Annotated in this window: 15 protein-coding genes; 12 read left to right on the forward strand and 3 right to left on the reverse strand. The window is 54.4% G+C overall.

Going from position 1 to position 14845, the window contains the following annotated elements; all coding sequences use genetic code 11:
* Nucleotides 1–85 precede the first annotated feature (85 nt).
* The 8 genes from ACI0FJ_RS05650 (at nucleotide 86) to ACI0FJ_RS05685 (ending at nucleotide 8966) form a co-directional block, all read left to right on the forward strand.
* Entirely contained in the window at nucleotides 86–607 is a 522-nt protein-coding gene (locus tag ACI0FJ_RS05650; protein ID WP_424300171.1) for a CarD family transcriptional regulator, read from the forward strand.
* A 321-nt stretch (nucleotides 608–928) separates the two neighbouring features.
* Nucleotides 929–2176 (forward strand): transcription termination factor Rho, encoded by a 1248-nt coding sequence (rho, locus tag ACI0FJ_RS05655; protein WP_424300174.1) that lies wholly within the window; start codon nucleotides 929–931, stop codon nucleotides 2174–2176.
* A 158-nt stretch (nucleotides 2177–2334) separates the two neighbouring features.
* Nucleotides 2335–3741 carry a M48 family metalloprotease gene (locus tag ACI0FJ_RS05660; protein WP_424300177.1) on the forward strand — a complete coding sequence of 469 codons (1407 nt, stop codon included), beginning with the start codon at nucleotides 2335–2337 and terminating at the stop codon, nucleotides 3739–3741.
* A 12-nt stretch (nucleotides 3742–3753) separates the two neighbouring features.
* Nucleotides 3754–4299 (forward strand): O-acetyl-ADP-ribose deacetylase, encoded by a 546-nt coding sequence (locus ACI0FJ_RS05665; protein ID WP_424300180.1) that lies wholly within the window; start codon nucleotides 3754–3756, stop codon nucleotides 4297–4299.
* Between the two features lie 53 nt (nucleotides 4300–4352).
* Nucleotides 4353–4916 carry an ATP-dependent protease subunit HslV gene (hslV, locus tag ACI0FJ_RS05670; RefSeq protein WP_424300183.1) on the forward strand — a complete coding sequence of 188 codons (564 nt, stop codon included), beginning with the start codon at nucleotides 4353–4355 and terminating at the stop codon, nucleotides 4914–4916.
* An 86-nt stretch (nucleotides 4917–5002) separates the two neighbouring features.
* Nucleotides 5003–6343 carry an ATP-dependent protease ATPase subunit HslU gene (gene hslU / locus ACI0FJ_RS05675; protein WP_424306500.1) on the forward strand — a complete coding sequence of 447 codons (1341 nt, stop codon included), beginning with the start codon at nucleotides 5003–5005 and terminating at the stop codon, nucleotides 6341–6343.
* Between the two features lie 13 nt (nucleotides 6344–6356).
* A complete protein-coding gene (gene argB / locus ACI0FJ_RS05680) occupies nucleotides 6357–7241 on the forward strand; it encodes an acetylglutamate kinase (protein WP_424300186.1) in 885 nt (294 codons plus the stop codon).
* 321 nt (nucleotides 7242–7562) lie between these two features.
* Nucleotides 7563–8966: an anion permease gene (locus ACI0FJ_RS05685; protein ID WP_424300189.1), complete on the forward strand. Its 1404-nt coding sequence runs from the start codon at nucleotides 7563–7565 to the stop codon at nucleotides 8964–8966.
* A 73-nt stretch (nucleotides 8967–9039) separates the two neighbouring features.
* Here the strand turns inward: ACI0FJ_RS05685 and ACI0FJ_RS05690 are convergent, their stop codons facing one another.
* Entirely contained in the window at nucleotides 9040–10263 is a 1224-nt protein-coding gene (locus ACI0FJ_RS05690) for a M24 family metallopeptidase (protein ID WP_424300192.1), read from the reverse strand.
* 99 nt (nucleotides 10264–10362) lie between these two features.
* Between ACI0FJ_RS05690 and ACI0FJ_RS05695 the strand changes: the two genes are divergently transcribed.
* The 4 genes from ACI0FJ_RS05695 to ACI0FJ_RS05710 all read left to right on the forward strand — a co-directional run bounded on the left by ACI0FJ_RS05695 (nucleotide 10363) and on the right by ACI0FJ_RS05710 (nucleotide 13667).
* Nucleotides 10363–10785 carry a CoA-binding protein gene (locus ACI0FJ_RS05695; protein WP_424300195.1) on the forward strand — a complete coding sequence of 141 codons (423 nt, stop codon included), beginning with the start codon at nucleotides 10363–10365 and terminating at the stop codon, nucleotides 10783–10785.
* Entirely contained in the window at nucleotides 10782–11246 is a 465-nt protein-coding gene (locus ACI0FJ_RS05700; protein ID WP_424300198.1) for a YkgJ family cysteine cluster protein, read from the forward strand. Before ACI0FJ_RS05695 ends, ACI0FJ_RS05700 begins: the two co-directional genes overlap by 4 nt.
* A gap of 16 nt (nucleotides 11247–11262) precedes the next feature.
* Entirely contained in the window at nucleotides 11263–12081 is an 819-nt protein-coding gene (locus ACI0FJ_RS05705; protein WP_424300201.1) for a J domain-containing protein, read from the forward strand.
* A gap of 354 nt (nucleotides 12082–12435) precedes the next feature.
* Nucleotides 12436–13667 (forward strand): IS3 family transposase gene (locus tag ACI0FJ_RS05710; protein ID WP_424297970.1). Its coding sequence is split into 2 segments (ribosomal slippage): nucleotides 12436–12790 and nucleotides 12790–13667, totalling 1233 coding nucleotides; the frame shifts between segments, so codons are not numbered across the junction.
* A 61-nt stretch (nucleotides 13668–13728) separates the two neighbouring features.
* Here ACI0FJ_RS05710 and ACI0FJ_RS05715 read toward each other — a convergent pair.
* Both ACI0FJ_RS05715 and ACI0FJ_RS05720 read right to left on the reverse strand, forming a co-directional pair.
* Entirely contained in the window at nucleotides 13729–14169 is a 441-nt protein-coding gene (locus ACI0FJ_RS05715) for a hypothetical protein (protein WP_424300204.1), read from the reverse strand.
* 1 nt (nucleotide 14170) lies between these two features.
* On the reverse strand, nucleotides 14171–14707 hold the full coding sequence (locus ACI0FJ_RS05720) for a hypothetical protein (RefSeq protein ID WP_424300207.1): 537 nt from the start codon (nucleotides 14705–14707) through the stop codon (nucleotides 14171–14173).
* Nucleotides 14708–14845: the final 138 nt, after the last annotated feature.

Below are 14845 nucleotides of genomic sequence, written 5' to 3' on the forward strand. Positions count from 1 at the left end.
CTTTTTTACTCCCAAATTCATTGGACTTTTGTTTATCCTGTATATACAATCATGAGTCCAATCGTATGAGGCTTGGAGGCTTCTCTTGTTTGCTGTTAATGAACTCGTAGTATATCCGGCCCAGGGTGTGGGAAAAGTAGAACGTGTAGAAAGCCAGGAAATTGGCGGTACTACCGCAGAATTCTATATTGTTCGAATTTTGGCCAACAACGTGACCCTTATGGTTCCTGTAGCCAATGCAGTCAATGTTGGCTTGCGGTCGGTATGCGACAAAGAGAAAGCCAATTTTATAATGGATTCTTTGGCTGATAGGTCCGATTTTACCGGATACACCGGCCAAAACTGGAACCGCCGCTACAGAGAATACTCGGAAAAACTCAAAAGTGGCGACCTGGCCGATGTGGCCTATGTTCTCAAAGAACTCATTCTGATCGGCAAGGACAAGGAACTTTCCTTTGGGGAACGTCGCCTTCTGGAACAGGCCATGGGTCTGCTCACGCTGGAACTTTCTTTTGCCTTGGATGCCGGCCAGGCAGAGATAAAAAAACAGATTGAAGATCTGTACCAGGACATCCTTCTGGAAAAGGACGAAGAGCCAGAAGAGTAGGAGAGTAGGAGAAAACCCTTGCAAACCTTCTGCCTTTCCGATAAGTCCCAAAACGGCATTTCTGCTGACATTCCTCTTTCGTTTAGCTTTTAGCATCAAATATAGTAACCCATCCATTCGGATTATTATAATAGCAGCGACGATCGCCAATATTATCATTACGTTATCCTAAGCTATCGCCTGTCCGAGTATCGTGTTTTCTATAGCAAAACACGAAGTAGGCAAACGATTATTATGATTTTGCGTCACGCCGTCGTTTGACGGCATAAACCATATGGAAAACAGGACTCACCTGCCCCTACTTCTTTTACGGAGCCTTGCATGAATTTATCGGAATTGAAGACCCGCAGTATGCCGGCGCTTATGGAACTTGCCGCGCAATTCAATGTTGAAAACCCGAGCAACATGCGCAAGCAGGAACTCATTTTCTCCATATTGCAGGCCTGCGCCTCGCAGAACGGGTCCATCTACGGAGAAGGCGTTCTGGAAATCCTTCCGGACGGCTTCGGCTTTCTCCGTTCGCCAATGTACAGCTACATGCCCGGACCCGACGATATATACGTCTCGCCCTCGCAGATCCGACGCTTTGGCCTACGAACCGGCGATGTCGTATCCGGTCAGATACGTCCTCCCAAGGAAGGCGAACGTTACTTCGCCCTGCTTCGAGTGGAAGAAATCGACTTTGAATCCCCGGAAAAGACCAAATCCGTAGTCCTCTTCGACAACCTCACCCCCATATATCCCGACACCCGCTTTACCATGGAAAATGGTAACAAAAACTACTCCTCGCGGGTTATCGACCTCTTGTCCCCCATCGGCACGGGCCAGCGCGGCCTCATCGTGGCCCCCCCCCGTACCGGTAAGACAATGCTTCTGCAGACCATTGCCAACTCCCTCAACGCCAATAACCCAGATGTCTATCTGATCGTCCTGCTCATCGACGAACGGCCCGAGGAAGTTACGGACATGGAACGTTCCGTTAAAGCGGAAGTGGTCAGCTCAACTTTCGACGAACCGCCCCAGCGCCACGTACAGGTTGCTGAAATGGTCCTGGAAAAGGCCAAGCGCCTGGTAGAACGCAAACGGGACGTTGTCATCCTGCTGGACAGCATTACTCGTCTGGGCCGTGCCTACAACGCAGTTACCCCGTCTTCGGGCCGCGTACTTTCCGGTGGTCTGGATGCCAATGCCCTGCAGCGCCCCAAACGCTTTTTCGGTGCAGCCCGTAACGTGGAAGAAGGTGGCAGCCTGACAATCGTGGCAACCGCCCTCATCGACACCGGATCACGCATGGATGAAGTTATTTTTGAAGAATTCAAAGGCACCGGCAACCTGGATATTTATCTGGACCGCCACCTGGCCGAAAAACGCATTTACCCCGCCATCGACATCCACCGCTCCGGCACACGAAAGGAAGAGCTACTCCTGGACCAGGAAGTGCTCAACCGTGTCTGGATTCTGCGCAAGCTTCTGGCTTCCATGAACACCGTGGACAGCATGGATTTCCTGCTCGACAAGATGCGCAACACCAAGAGCAACCGCGATTTCATGGACATCATGAACAAGTAAGCTCGTTCATATACAGCATAATACGGCGTCTTTCCCGGTCTATTCCGCCTGGGGAAGACGCTTTTTCTTTTATACCTCCTCTTTACGACACTGATCCGCGGTCTTATAGTCCCGTAATGTGTCACACACCACCAAGGGACAGCAGTAACACGCATCGCTTGCGTCCCGGCTTCAAAGGAATATGCGCCCTTCTTGTCTGCCTGGTTCTGCTGGTCGGACAGACTGTTTCCGCTTACGCCTTGTTCGGCACCTTCACCCGCAAGGACGAGAGAGAGCTGGGAGAAAAGCTGCACGCGATGATCCGCGCCCAGATGCCCATCATCGAAGACCCCGTGGTGACAAACTACGTGCAGGACATGATAAACCGCATCAGCCTGCATGTTCCTTCGCAACCGTGGGAATTCAAATCCACAGTCATACGCAGCAACCAATTCAACGCCTTTGCCGCGCCGGGCGGTTTTGTCTACGTCTATTCCGGCCTCATCCTCCACTGCAAACACGAGGCGGATCTGGCGGGCATCATGTCGCACGAACTCGCCCACGTAACCCAACGCCATATTGCCAAGCGTTTTGAAAAGCAGCAGATCATCGGCCCTGCGGCCATGCTTCTGACGCTTGCCGGAGCCTTCATGGGAGGCAGCGAGGTAGGTCAGGCAATGATGGCAGGCTCGCAGGCAGCGGCCGCAAGTGCCATGCTCGCCTACAGCCGCCAGGACGAACGCGAAGCCGACCAGGTGGGCATGAACTATCTTGTGGCTGCCGGGTATAATCCCAAAGGCATGGTGCGCGGATTCGAGGTACTCAAACGCAAGCAGTACACCAGCGGCGGAGCCATCCCCACCTACCTGAGCACACACCCCGGGCTTATGGAGCGCATCGGCTACATTTCCGACCGTCTGCTGCGCATGCCTCCCGAGTATGTTCAACGCCCGGATAACGACCTGCGGTTCCATAAGGTACAGACCATCCTCCGTGCCCATTACAGCGACCCGACGATAGCTCTTCGTTATTACAACAAAGAAGACACGGACATGTCCTGCCTCGATTTTATGGGCAAGGCCATTGTCCTAAGCCGCCTGCATCGCATATCCGAGGCCAGGTCTTTTTTCGTAAAAGCCTTGAATTGCGGCAAGCAGGACCCGCTCGTTCTGCGCGAGGTGGGAAGATTCTATTTTGAAATCGGCAACTTTGAAGAGGCGGGGCCTCTTCTGCAAAAATCCCTGCTGCTGGACTCGAAAGACCTGATGACGCTGTTTTTTTATGCGCGCATGCTTTCCGAGCAAGGCGAATACAAACAGGCTATCAAGTACATGAAAAAGATCGCCGACAAGGTCCCGGACGACGCAGAAGTGCGTCAGGCCCTCGGCACAATGTACGGACAAACCGGAGACCTGTTCCGGGCCCATCTGGAACTGGCCTATGCCGCCATGTACCAGAACAACAAGAAGCAGGTCGCCTTTCATCAGCAGGAAGCCCAACGCTATGCCAAGACAAAGTTGCAGGAAGACGAAATAAAGGAACTGGAAAAGACGATGCAGGATCGCCACGAACTTTTGAAATCCTGAATGGACACGTTTATGAACAGCTGGAACTTGGGCGCAGGCCACCTTCATATCATGCAAGCCGATCTTACACGGCAAAGTGTTGACGCCATCGTCAATGCAGCCAATTCCGGCCTGCTTGGCGGAGGCGGAGTGGATGGCGCCATCCATCGGGCTGCCGGTCCGCAGCTTGTGGAAGCATGCCGGGCAATCGTCGAGACCTCCGGGCCGCTGCCCCCGGGCCAGGCGGTTATCACGCCGGGTTTCAATCTGCCCGCACGCCACGTCATCCACACTGTGGGCCCCATTTACCGGGGCGGGACCAAGGGGGAAGACGCCACCCTTGCCTCGTCCTACCGGGAATCATTACAGCTTGCCGCCCAAAACAACCTGCGCACCATTGCCTTCCCCGCCATTAGTTGCGGGGTATACGGTTTTCCCAAAGAACTTGCCGCACCCATCGCCTTGGGCGAAATATCCGCTGCCCTGCAGCGTGGCGATGTTGTCGAGGCATCCATGGTCCTGCACTCGTCCGAGGACCACGAGATATGGCTGGCTGCGGCGCAAAGGCTTTTCAGCTAACTTCAAGGCGGCCCTCTGCCGCTTCACCCAAGAACATCCGGAGCTTTATACCAATGGCACAACCCGAACTGCGAGGCACGACCATACTGGCCGTGCTTGACGACAACGGTTCCACCGTTGCTGGCGACGGCCAGGTCACCATGGGCCAGGCTGTGGTCATGAAACACAGTGCACGCAAAGTCCGCCGTATCTACAAGGACAAAGTCATCGTGGGCTTTGCCGGAGCTACGGCCGATGCCTTCACTTTATTTGAACGCTTCGAAGCCAAACTGGAAGAATTCAAGGGAAACCTGGTCCGTTCCAGTGTGGAACTGGCCAAGGACTGGCGGCTGGACAAATACCTGCGCCGCCTGGAAGCCCTTATGATTGCCGCGGACGCTGAAAAACTGCTCATCCTTACGGGAACAGGTGACGTCATTGAACCGGACGATGGTATTGCAGCCATCGGGTCTGGCGGAACCTATGCGCTGGCTGCGGCCCGCGCCCTGAAGCGCAACACCGACCTGAGTGCAGAGGCCATCTGCGAAAAATCCATGCAAGTGGCCTCCGAAATCTGCGTATACACCAACGGCAACCTGACCATTGAATCCCTGAGCCGCGAAGAAACCAAAAGCTAACGGACAATTACATGGAAATACACCAGAGCGGTGCGGGCGTTCCCTCGTTCGTACGCAAAGAATCCCAGGACAACGGCCCCGCCAGCATGACTCCGCGTGAAATAGTCTCCGAGCTGGACCGCTACATCATCGGTCAGAAGGACGCCAAACGCATGGTTGCCATCGCCATGCGCAACCGTTGGAGACGCTCCAGAGTAGCCCCCGACCTGCGTGACGAAATCGCGCCCAAGAACATCATTATGATGGGTCCCACCGGCGTGGGCAAAACCGAGATAGCACGCCGCTTGGCCAATCTGGCCGGGGCACCTTTCTTCAAGGTGGAAGCCACCAAATTTACAGAGGTCGGCTATGTGGGCCGCGATGTGGAATCCATGGTCCGCGACCTCATGGAAATTGGCATCAACCTGGTGAAAAAGGAAGAGACCGCCCGCGTCCGTACAAAGGCAGAATACAACACGGAAGAACAGCTGCTGAACCTCCTGCTCCCCGGTAAGGGGAATGCCTCGTTCAGCGCCCCCCAGAACGGCCCGGCCGAAGCCGTCAACAAGGATGAAACCCGCGAAAAGCTTCGCACCATGCTGCGCCAGGGTAAACTGGATGACCGGAGCGTGGAGGTGGAAGTTTCCGTACAGGGCGGCCCGCAGATTGAAATGATGGCCATGCCCGGCATGGAAGACATGGGCATGCAGATGCGCGACATGCTCGGCCAATTCTTCCCTAAAAAGCAGAAGACACGCAGCATGAAGGTCAAGGATGCTTACGACATCATCATCCAGCAGGAGTGCGAGCGCCTCATCGACATGGACAAGGTGGTGGATATTGCCAAGGAACGCGTGGAGCAATCCGGCATCCTGTTCATTGACGAAATAGACAAGATTTGCGGACAGGATCGTAAAGGCGGCGCAGACGTTTCCCGCGAAGGAGTACAACGCGACCTGCTGCCCGTGGTCGAAGGCTGCGTGGTCAATACAAAGTACGGCATGATCAAAACCGACCACATCCTGTTTATCGCGGCCGGTGCATTTCACATGTCCAAGCCTGCCGATCTGGTCCCCGAACTGCAAGGACGTTTCCCCCTGCGCGTCGAACTGCGGGACCTGACCAAGGAAGACTTCCTGCGCATTCTCACCGAACCGCGCAACGCCCTCACCGTGCAGTACACGGCCCTGCTGGAGACGGAAGGGGTCGAGGTCAGCTTTGGAGAAGATGCTCTGGAAGAACTTGCCGGCTATGCCGAGCGTATCAACCAGGAGACGGAAAACATCGGCGCACGCCGGTTGTATACCCTCATGGAAAAGGTCCTGGCCGATCTTTCCTTTGACGCCCCCGACCAATCCGGGCAAAAAATCCTCATCGACGCGGCGTACGTCCGCTCCAAGCTGGAAGAGGTCGTCGAGGACAGGGACCTCTCCCGGTACATACTTTAAAGGAGACATTTGCATGCCATCCCTCGACGCCCGCGACAAGGCGCGGATCATCATAGAGGCGCTGCCGTACATCAAGACCTTTCATGGGCAGCGCATCGTCATCAAGTATGGCGGTCATGCCATGGTGGACGAAAAGCTCAAGGAGCAGTTCGCCCTCAATGTCATTCTGCTCAAGTACATTGGCATCCAGCCGGTTATCGTGCACGGCGGCGGTCCCCAGATCGGCGACATGCTCAAACGCCTGGATATCACCTCGCGCTACGAGCGCGGACACCGCGTAACCGACGAAGCCACCATGGACGTGGTGGAAATGGTACTGGTGGGCAAGGTCAACAAGCAGATCGTCAACCAGATCAACCTGCAGGGCGGACAAGCTGTAGGTCTTTCCGGAAAGGACGGGCGTCTCATCACCGCCCGCAAGCTGGAAATGATTCTGGAAAAAAACGAAGCTCCGCCGGAAATCATCGACCTGGGCAAGGTCGGTGAGGTGACCCGAATCAACACGAGCCTCATCGATACCCTGCTGGCAGACAACTTCATTCCTGTCATTGCGCCCGTTGGTGTGGACGAGGAAGGCAATACATACAACATCAATGCCGACTCCGTTGCCGGAGCTGTTGCAGGAGCGTTGCAGGCCAAACGGCTCATCCTGCTTACGGATGTGGCCGGAATACTGGATAAGGATAAGAATCTCATATCCGGGCTTACGCGCCAACAGGCAGCCCAGGCCATTGAGGACGGTACCATTTCCGGTGGCATGATCCCCAAACTGGGATGCTGCCTGGAAGCACTGGAACAGGGAGTGGAGAAGACCCACATCCTGGACGGTCGTCTGGAAAACTCCATATTGCTGGAGCTGTTCACGGGCGAAGGAATCGGCACGGAAGTCGTTCTGTAAAAAAAGAGGGGCGTGGATCACAATCCGCGCCCCTTGTTTTTCAGTGCCTGTCTCCAGTTTCTTCCACGCAAAAACCAGCCAATAGTACAATCCTGCCGATTTCTTTATTTTCCCGCCCTCTCCTTCTCACTTTGCCATACTGCCGCGTATTTTTTTCCGGATTTTTTTGTTCCAAATGGATTGCGACAATTTTATAGCCTCTATTGTTTTAAAATTCGTATAGCGCTATAGTGAAACCGGGGTCTCAGGAGGCCTACAGCTCCACCCTCGCAACAACGACGGTTCCCTTTTCGTTAATCGCGTTACCCTGCGGAGGTGTTCATGCTCCTACTCAAAAAATTTTCCCCAATCATCGTAACAATTCTCATGGCGCTCCTTCCCGTGCCGGAAGGTCTGCCCCCAAACGCCTGGTATTTCCTGTGCATCTTTGTGGGCGTGGTCGTCGGGCTTATCGTGGAACCCGTTCCCGCCGCATTGGTAGGACTTACAGGGGTATCCGTGGTTGCCGTGCTCGGTCTGGTCGCTCCCAGCGCAACCGCCAACCGCAACTGGGCGTTGTCCGGCTTTTCCAACGGTGTCATATGGCTCATCTTCGCCGCTTTTATGTTTGCCTTAGGCTACCAGAAAACAGGATTGGGCAAGCGCATCAGTCTGCTGCTCATCAAGTACCTGGGAAAAAACACCATGGGGCTGGGCTATGCAGTGGCATTCTCCGATGCGATCCTTGCCCCCTTCATGCCCTCCAATACGGCGCGCAGCGCAGGAACCATCTACCCGATCGTCAGCAACATCCCGCCCATGTTCAACTCCCTGCCCGATAATGAACCGCGCAAAATCGGCGCATACCTCACCTGGGTGGGAATAGCCTCCACCTGCGTCACCAGCTCCATGTTCCTCACCGCATTGGCACCCAACCTTCTGGCTGTGGACATCATAGCCCAAGGAACTGGAATAACCATAACCTGGGGCGCCTGGGCCAAGGTTATGCTCCCCGCCATGTTGCCCCTGTTTCTGCTCACGCCATGGCTGGCCTATGTAATCTACCCACCTACGCAAAAGAGTTCCCCGGAGGCACCTACCTGGGCAACGGCGGAGCTGGAAAAAATGGGCCGCATAACGGTAAAGGAACTCATGATGCTAGGGTATGCATTGGCCGCCCTGATCATGTGGATTTTCGGCAAGCAGATAGGAATCAACAGCACCGTGGCCGCTGTTTTCATACTCTCCCTCATGGTGCTGACCGACATCATCACCTGGCAGGATGTCATTACCAACAAGGGTGCGTGGAACGTGCTGGTATGGTTCGCCACCCTGGTATCCATGGCTTCGGGACTGAAAAAGGCCGGAGTGCTGAAGTGGATTGGCGACATGGTGTCGGTGTACCTTCAGGGCATGCCGCCTTCCACCGTAGTCATCATGCTCATCCTGCTCTTCTTTGTACTTCACTACTTTTTCGCCAGCACAACGGCCCACACAACAGCTCTTCTGCCGCTCTTTCTCGCCATTGCCACCCCGCTCATCCCCGCGGCGATGCTCCCCAAAACAGCGCTCATGCTGGCGGCTAGTCTGGGGCTGATGGGCATCATCACGCCTTACGCCACCGGTCCGTCCCCCATTTGGTATGGCTCAGGCTTCATCAGCCAGGCCCGCTGGTGGGGGCTGGGGGCCATATTCGGGATCATCTACCTAGCAGCAATGCTGATCCTGACCATGGTCTATCTGTAGATCCCAATGCACGAAAAAGGGGCCGCTCCAACCAGAGCGGCCCCTTTGATTTTATCATTCAGGCAAGCAATGTCTACTCGATGCAGATCATATCAAAGGAATCTCCGGTAAGCGACTCGCCTCCCTTTTCAGTGACGACAAAGGTATTTTCCACCCCCACCATACCGAGTCCGGGGATGCCCACCTTCGGTTCCAGAGCCAGCGTCTGGTTCAGTTCCAAAGGCTCATCAAAACCTTCCGCCACAACGGGATAACCATCCACGGAAAGGCCGATGCCATGGCCCAGAAAGTCCACCTTATTGGGCGGCAGAGCCATGAAACCTTCTGCCATGCCCTCTTTTTCGGCCCAGGCAAGACAATCTGCATACAACTCGCTGGGAATGCTGCCAGGCTTGAGATTTTCTGCCGCCCAGTTCTGGACGTCCATGCAAAAGGATTGGGCACTGCGGGCCTTGTCCGGGATGGTGGAAGGAGCGCCTGCCCAGAAAGTCTGGGTTTTGTCCGTGCTGTATCCCTCCAGGGAAAATCCGCAGTCCAACCCCAAAGGTTCGCCCTTTTTCCAAACCTTGCCAGCATACCCCAGAAAAGGAACAGCGGGATGTTCGCCGCGCAGACCAAGAGGCCCATTGAAGACAGTAGGATAGTTGCCGGATTCGCCCGCCGAGACATGGCCGAGGAAACATTCTTCGCCAAAAGCCCCCATGCGCAGGATCCCCATACTTCCCCGGCTCATAAAGACCTCCCAAGTCTTGTGGGAAATCTCGCGTTCGGTCATGCCCGGACGAATCTGCTCCGGTATGAGATCGTGCAGGCACTCGTGGTGTCGCTTCCCACACAGACGCATCTTGGTCATTTCCCAATCCGTCTTGATGCTGCGGGCTTTTGCAATGACTCCGTCGCCGGGGATAAACGTCACGGCGTGCATATTTTTTTGGAGGTTTCCGGCCAAAGACCAGGGCAGGCCTTTCATCTCCGCTGCCACCATGGCCGAGACCGCCCCCCCGGCATCGTGGATAAGGCCTTCCAGCTCGCGATAGGACCGAAAGACCAGCATGTTGTCCATGGACGATTCCAGCTGCGCCCTTTCCACGCCACGGCGCAGCAACAAAACAGGTTCACCTTCCAGGGGAAGCCAAAATACCCCGGGCGCCATGACCCCGGACAAATAATATATATTCAATTTGGAAAAGACCATCAGGCCGCCCGCCTGGGGGCATTGTGCGGCAAGCGCCGTACGGCATTGCTGCCAGCGATGTTCCAATTCCTTCCGGGGCATTTGTTCCAAAGACTCAAACATGACGTCTCCCAAGGACCGGTGTTGCTGAACCGGCCCTTTCCTTCTATAAGGTTGCTTTACGCCGTCTATTACGGCGCACCTCAACCCCATGGTTTTTCTATGCTGCTACCCAATACTCAGGATCTCAAGGCCCTGTTCGACCGGATACGGACCATCGCCGTAGTTGGTGCCAAGGATGTGCCGGGACAACCCGTGGACATGGTTGGCCGCTACCTGCTGGAGAACGGTTTCAACGTTATTCCGGTCCATCCCAAACGGCAAAATATCTGGGGGGTTACCACCTACCCGAGTCTGACCGATGTGCCAGAGCCGGTGGATATGGTCAATGTTTTCCGCGCACCGCAGTTCTGCCCCCAGCATGCCAGGGAGACGCTCGAGCTGCAATCCCGTCCATCCGTATTTTGGATGCAGCTGGGCATAGTCAGCCCGGAAGCCGAAGAAATTTTGACCCCACAGGGCATACAGGTCATTCAAAACGAATGTCTCATGGTGGTCCATAAACGCGTTAAGGGACAGGCATGAGCGACGAAACTATCTCATTTTCCTGCCAACGGTGCGGCCATTGCTGCGAAGGCAAAGGCGGCATCATAATGACGGAAGCCGACATAGAGCGCATGGCAAAGGGATTGGGGCAATCCCGAGAGGACTTCCTGAGGGAAAATACAGAGACCGCCAACGGGCGCATCCGCATGCGGGTGGGACCGGATGATTACTGCCTGCATTACAACCACGAAATAAAAGGCTGCGGCGTACACCTCATCCGGCCCGATATTTGCCGGGCCTGGCCTTTTTTCCGCGGCAATCTTATCGACTCGGTCAGCTGGGAGCTGTCTCAGGATTTTTGTCCGGGCATAAATCCTTCCTGCGGGCATGATGTATTCCGTAGCCAGGGAATGCAATACCTCAAGGATGAAAATATCGGAGGGCCGGGAGGACCGGATCAGCCAGATCTGCCCAATGCCCTGGTCTGGCCCAAGGATTGATGTCGGGGAATACACAATGACACTTGAGGAATGCTACAAAATTCTACAGGCCAATGAAGGCCAGAGCATTGAAGAAATAAAGTCGCACTATCGGCGGCTGGCTTTTCAATACCATCCGGACCTCAATCCGGATGATCGCAATGCCTCACGCAAATTCCAACGCCTGAATGAAGCATACGTCATCCTTCAAAAATATCTGGAGAACGGAGAAAGACCCTCCGGCCCCCGCACCAGCGCCTCACGCCCCAAAGGCCCCCAAGCCGCACGCAACTCCAGCAGCGGCACATACGACGCCCAAGGGCGCGCCCGTGCGACTTCGGAACAGGCCAAGGCCTCGTCCGGCACCGCCAGCGGTTCATCCACCTATCGCAGGACGGAAAGCACCGGCCCAAACTTCCATTACCGCCAGGAAGAAGTACTCAAAGACATCCTCCAGGACCCCTTTGCACGCAAGGTTTTCGAAGACATCTACGCCCAGGTGCACAAGCACCAGGGCACCCCGGCGAATACCTCGGCCAAGACACGCCGCCTGGACCTGAAATGGGGAGAAAACAAACTCAGCCTGGACTTGAGCAAAGGCGTTTTCGGCACAATGAAGTCGTGGATGCGTGGCCAGCTGGACGACGAACACACGGCCTATTACCCAGCCTCGCATCTGTATCCGGGTCGCCCTATCCGCATTCGCGTACAGCAAGGTTTTTCCAGAAAGGAAAAAACCGTGGAAGTCACACTTCCCAATGATTTCGTCATTGGAAAACCCATCCGCCTGAGGGGACTCGGACGCAAACTCGGGCCCATCAAAGGTGACCTCTATCTCCGCCTGCTGCCCAAATAGCCCTTGTTCATTTTTTGACACCCAGACATTTTCGCCGCCTCGGCCTTTACTGCTAATATTTTTATTCTTTATATTCTAAAATGTTAAAAATATTTCCCTGCGATATTTTGAGGTGGAACACCTCAAAAAGTCAAAAAATTTCTCGAGTCGGTCCCCCCCTTGTCCTGCCGTTTCAAGACCCAAGCGGCCTAGCGTCGCGTCCGCTCGATTCCTTTCATAAAAAACAGGAGTCGCGAAGCGCCCCCAGTCGGGAAGCAGTCTGAGACCAAAACAAAGGCCGAAGGAAACATCCTCCGGCCTTTTCCAATTCTATGTCCCGTCCTGAAATAGGTTGACACCCAAAGGACCTATTTTATGGATGCTCAAGAAAAACAGCGAGTAAAGCGAACTCAGCGTGACTACACGATGGCCTTTAAATTGTCCGTCGTGGCCCAGGTTGAAAAAGGCGAGATGACGTACAAGCAGGCTCAGGCTCTTTATGGTATTCAAGGGCGAAGCACTGTGCTGAAGTGGCTCAGAAAACACGGCACCCTTGATTGGAGCAGGCCCATGGTACATTCCCGCAAAGCCCCAAAAGCCAAAGAAACACCGGCCCAGAAGATCAAGCGGCTGGAGAAAGAGCTTGAGGAAGAAAAGATCAAGACCATGCTTCTCAATAAAATGATTGAGATTTCCGACCGCGAGCTTGGGACTTCAATAAGAAAAAAACTTACCCCCGAGCTGCACGAAGTCTTCAGAAAGAAAGACAAATAAGCTTGTCTGCTTGTTGCAGGCAGCTCGGGGTTAGTCGGCAGTCCGTGTATCAGGCTGAAAAACGCCATGATGCACGAGAAGCCATGTCTCAGGAGGCAAAAAACATGGTCCTGAACGTGCGGGCCAGGATGCCCCGCCTTGGAACCAGAAAGCTGTACTACCTGTTAAAGGACGCATTTTCTGCAAAGGGAATCAAGCTCGGACGTGATGGATTGTTTTCGCTGCTGCGGCGAGAGCACATGCTCATCAAGCGAAGAAAGAACTACACAAAGACAACCAACTCGAAACATTGGCTAAAAAAACATCCCAATCTGTTGGAAGATGTTCAGCCCAAATGTCCTGAGCAGGTGTTCGTAAGCGATATAACCTACGTAAAGACACGCGAGCAAACGTGTTACCTTTCGCTGGTTACAGATGCATTCAGCCGGAAGATAATGGGATACAACGTGAGTCGGGATCTCGGAGCGGAAAGCACAACCAAAGCACTGGACGCGGCAGTCAAAAATAAGCGAAGGAAGGTGAATACGATTCACCACTCAGATCGAGGGCTCCAATACGCTTCTTCGGTTTACCAGAAAAAGCTCCAACAATCCGGAATGGTTCCGTCCATGACAGATGGTTATGACTGCTATCAAAATGCCCTGGCGGAACGGATGAATGGTATTCTGAAGCAAGAGTTTATGTTTGCCAAATGCAACGACTTTGCGGAACTCAATACTCTGGTGAGGGAATCCGTTGAGATATACAACTCACAACGGCCACATCTCAGCCTGGGAATGAGAACGCCAAACGATGTACACGAATCAGGCTGTGGGGCTAGCCCCACAGCCTGAGTGAAACCTTCAAAAAACGTCAACCTAAGTTAGGACGCCTCACTATTTAGGAAGAAACAGATTAGTTCTTCAGCCCAGCCATCTGTGCCCGCAAATAGGCACCAGCCACGGTACCGAAATCATCGTCCAAAGCATGTTCCGCTCCATAGGCACGCAAATCTTCATCAATCTGCTTTTCCATGGTCGCGGACTCGATGTACATCAGGTAGACCAACAGCAATGCTGCCGTATTTTCACGCGTACCATCACACAAGACCTCTATCTGTTCCACAGGTACGGTTTCGAAAAGCCGAGTCGTGAACATGGCAATCCACTTCTCGTACAAATCCAGAAGCAACGGCGGAACCATTGACGAGACCTTTTCGGCCGCGTCGTAATCCATGGTTGGGGCAGCCACGATGAAATAATCGCGCAGCGCCTCGAAACGCCTGTCCTGGCAGCTGGTCAGCCGATCCAGCACCTTTTCCCGTATATGCAGACGAAGAGCCTCGTGGTCGGGCATGTCAGCCTTCCTGCTGGTTGTGCAAGAACTTCGGGCAGTTGTCTTTAAGGCTGCAGATAGGACAGCCACCGTCGTATGGATACGGGGTGAGCACTGCGTATTGGTGGTCCAGTGCCCCCTGGTCGTTCCAGGTTACTCCGACCTTTTTGATCGCCTTGCGAAGCTCCTTGGTAGGATGGGGAACCGGAGCGCATCCGGCACCGTCTGCAAGCTCGGGGATAAACCCGCTGGCAGCGGACATGACCATGGAAATAGCCAGCGTATGCATGGCGAATCCATCGGCAGGAGTTTTACTCCACAGATTGTCCACGTCGAGATCCACGGTCCGGCCGAGATGCACCAAAAGCACACCTTTGCCGTTCGCCTCGTCCTTGGGTTCAAAATGGTAGGCTTTGAGTTTCGGCAGCCACTCGAACCATTTGGTTTCGAGCTTTTCCAGAAGCTCGTGCTCGATGCGGCGGGAACCGAACATTCCGAGAAAAAATCCCAGATCGAATTCCGGTTCGGACTTAAGGGTCTTGTATCGCAATTGGCTCATTGAACACTCCAGTGCGGCAAATAACCCCGGGCAAATGCTTACAAGACGGAGCATCCTCCGCACGCACGCCCCGGGCCGAATTTCATAATGAATGTCCGGGCGGTGTACCGTTTTTGGGAGCGGTTTACAAGTCCGGGA

This window comes from Desulfovibrio sp. 7SRBS1, assembly GCF_049723905.1.
Classification (GTDB): domain Bacteria; phylum Desulfobacterota; class Desulfovibrionia; order Desulfovibrionales; family Desulfovibrionaceae.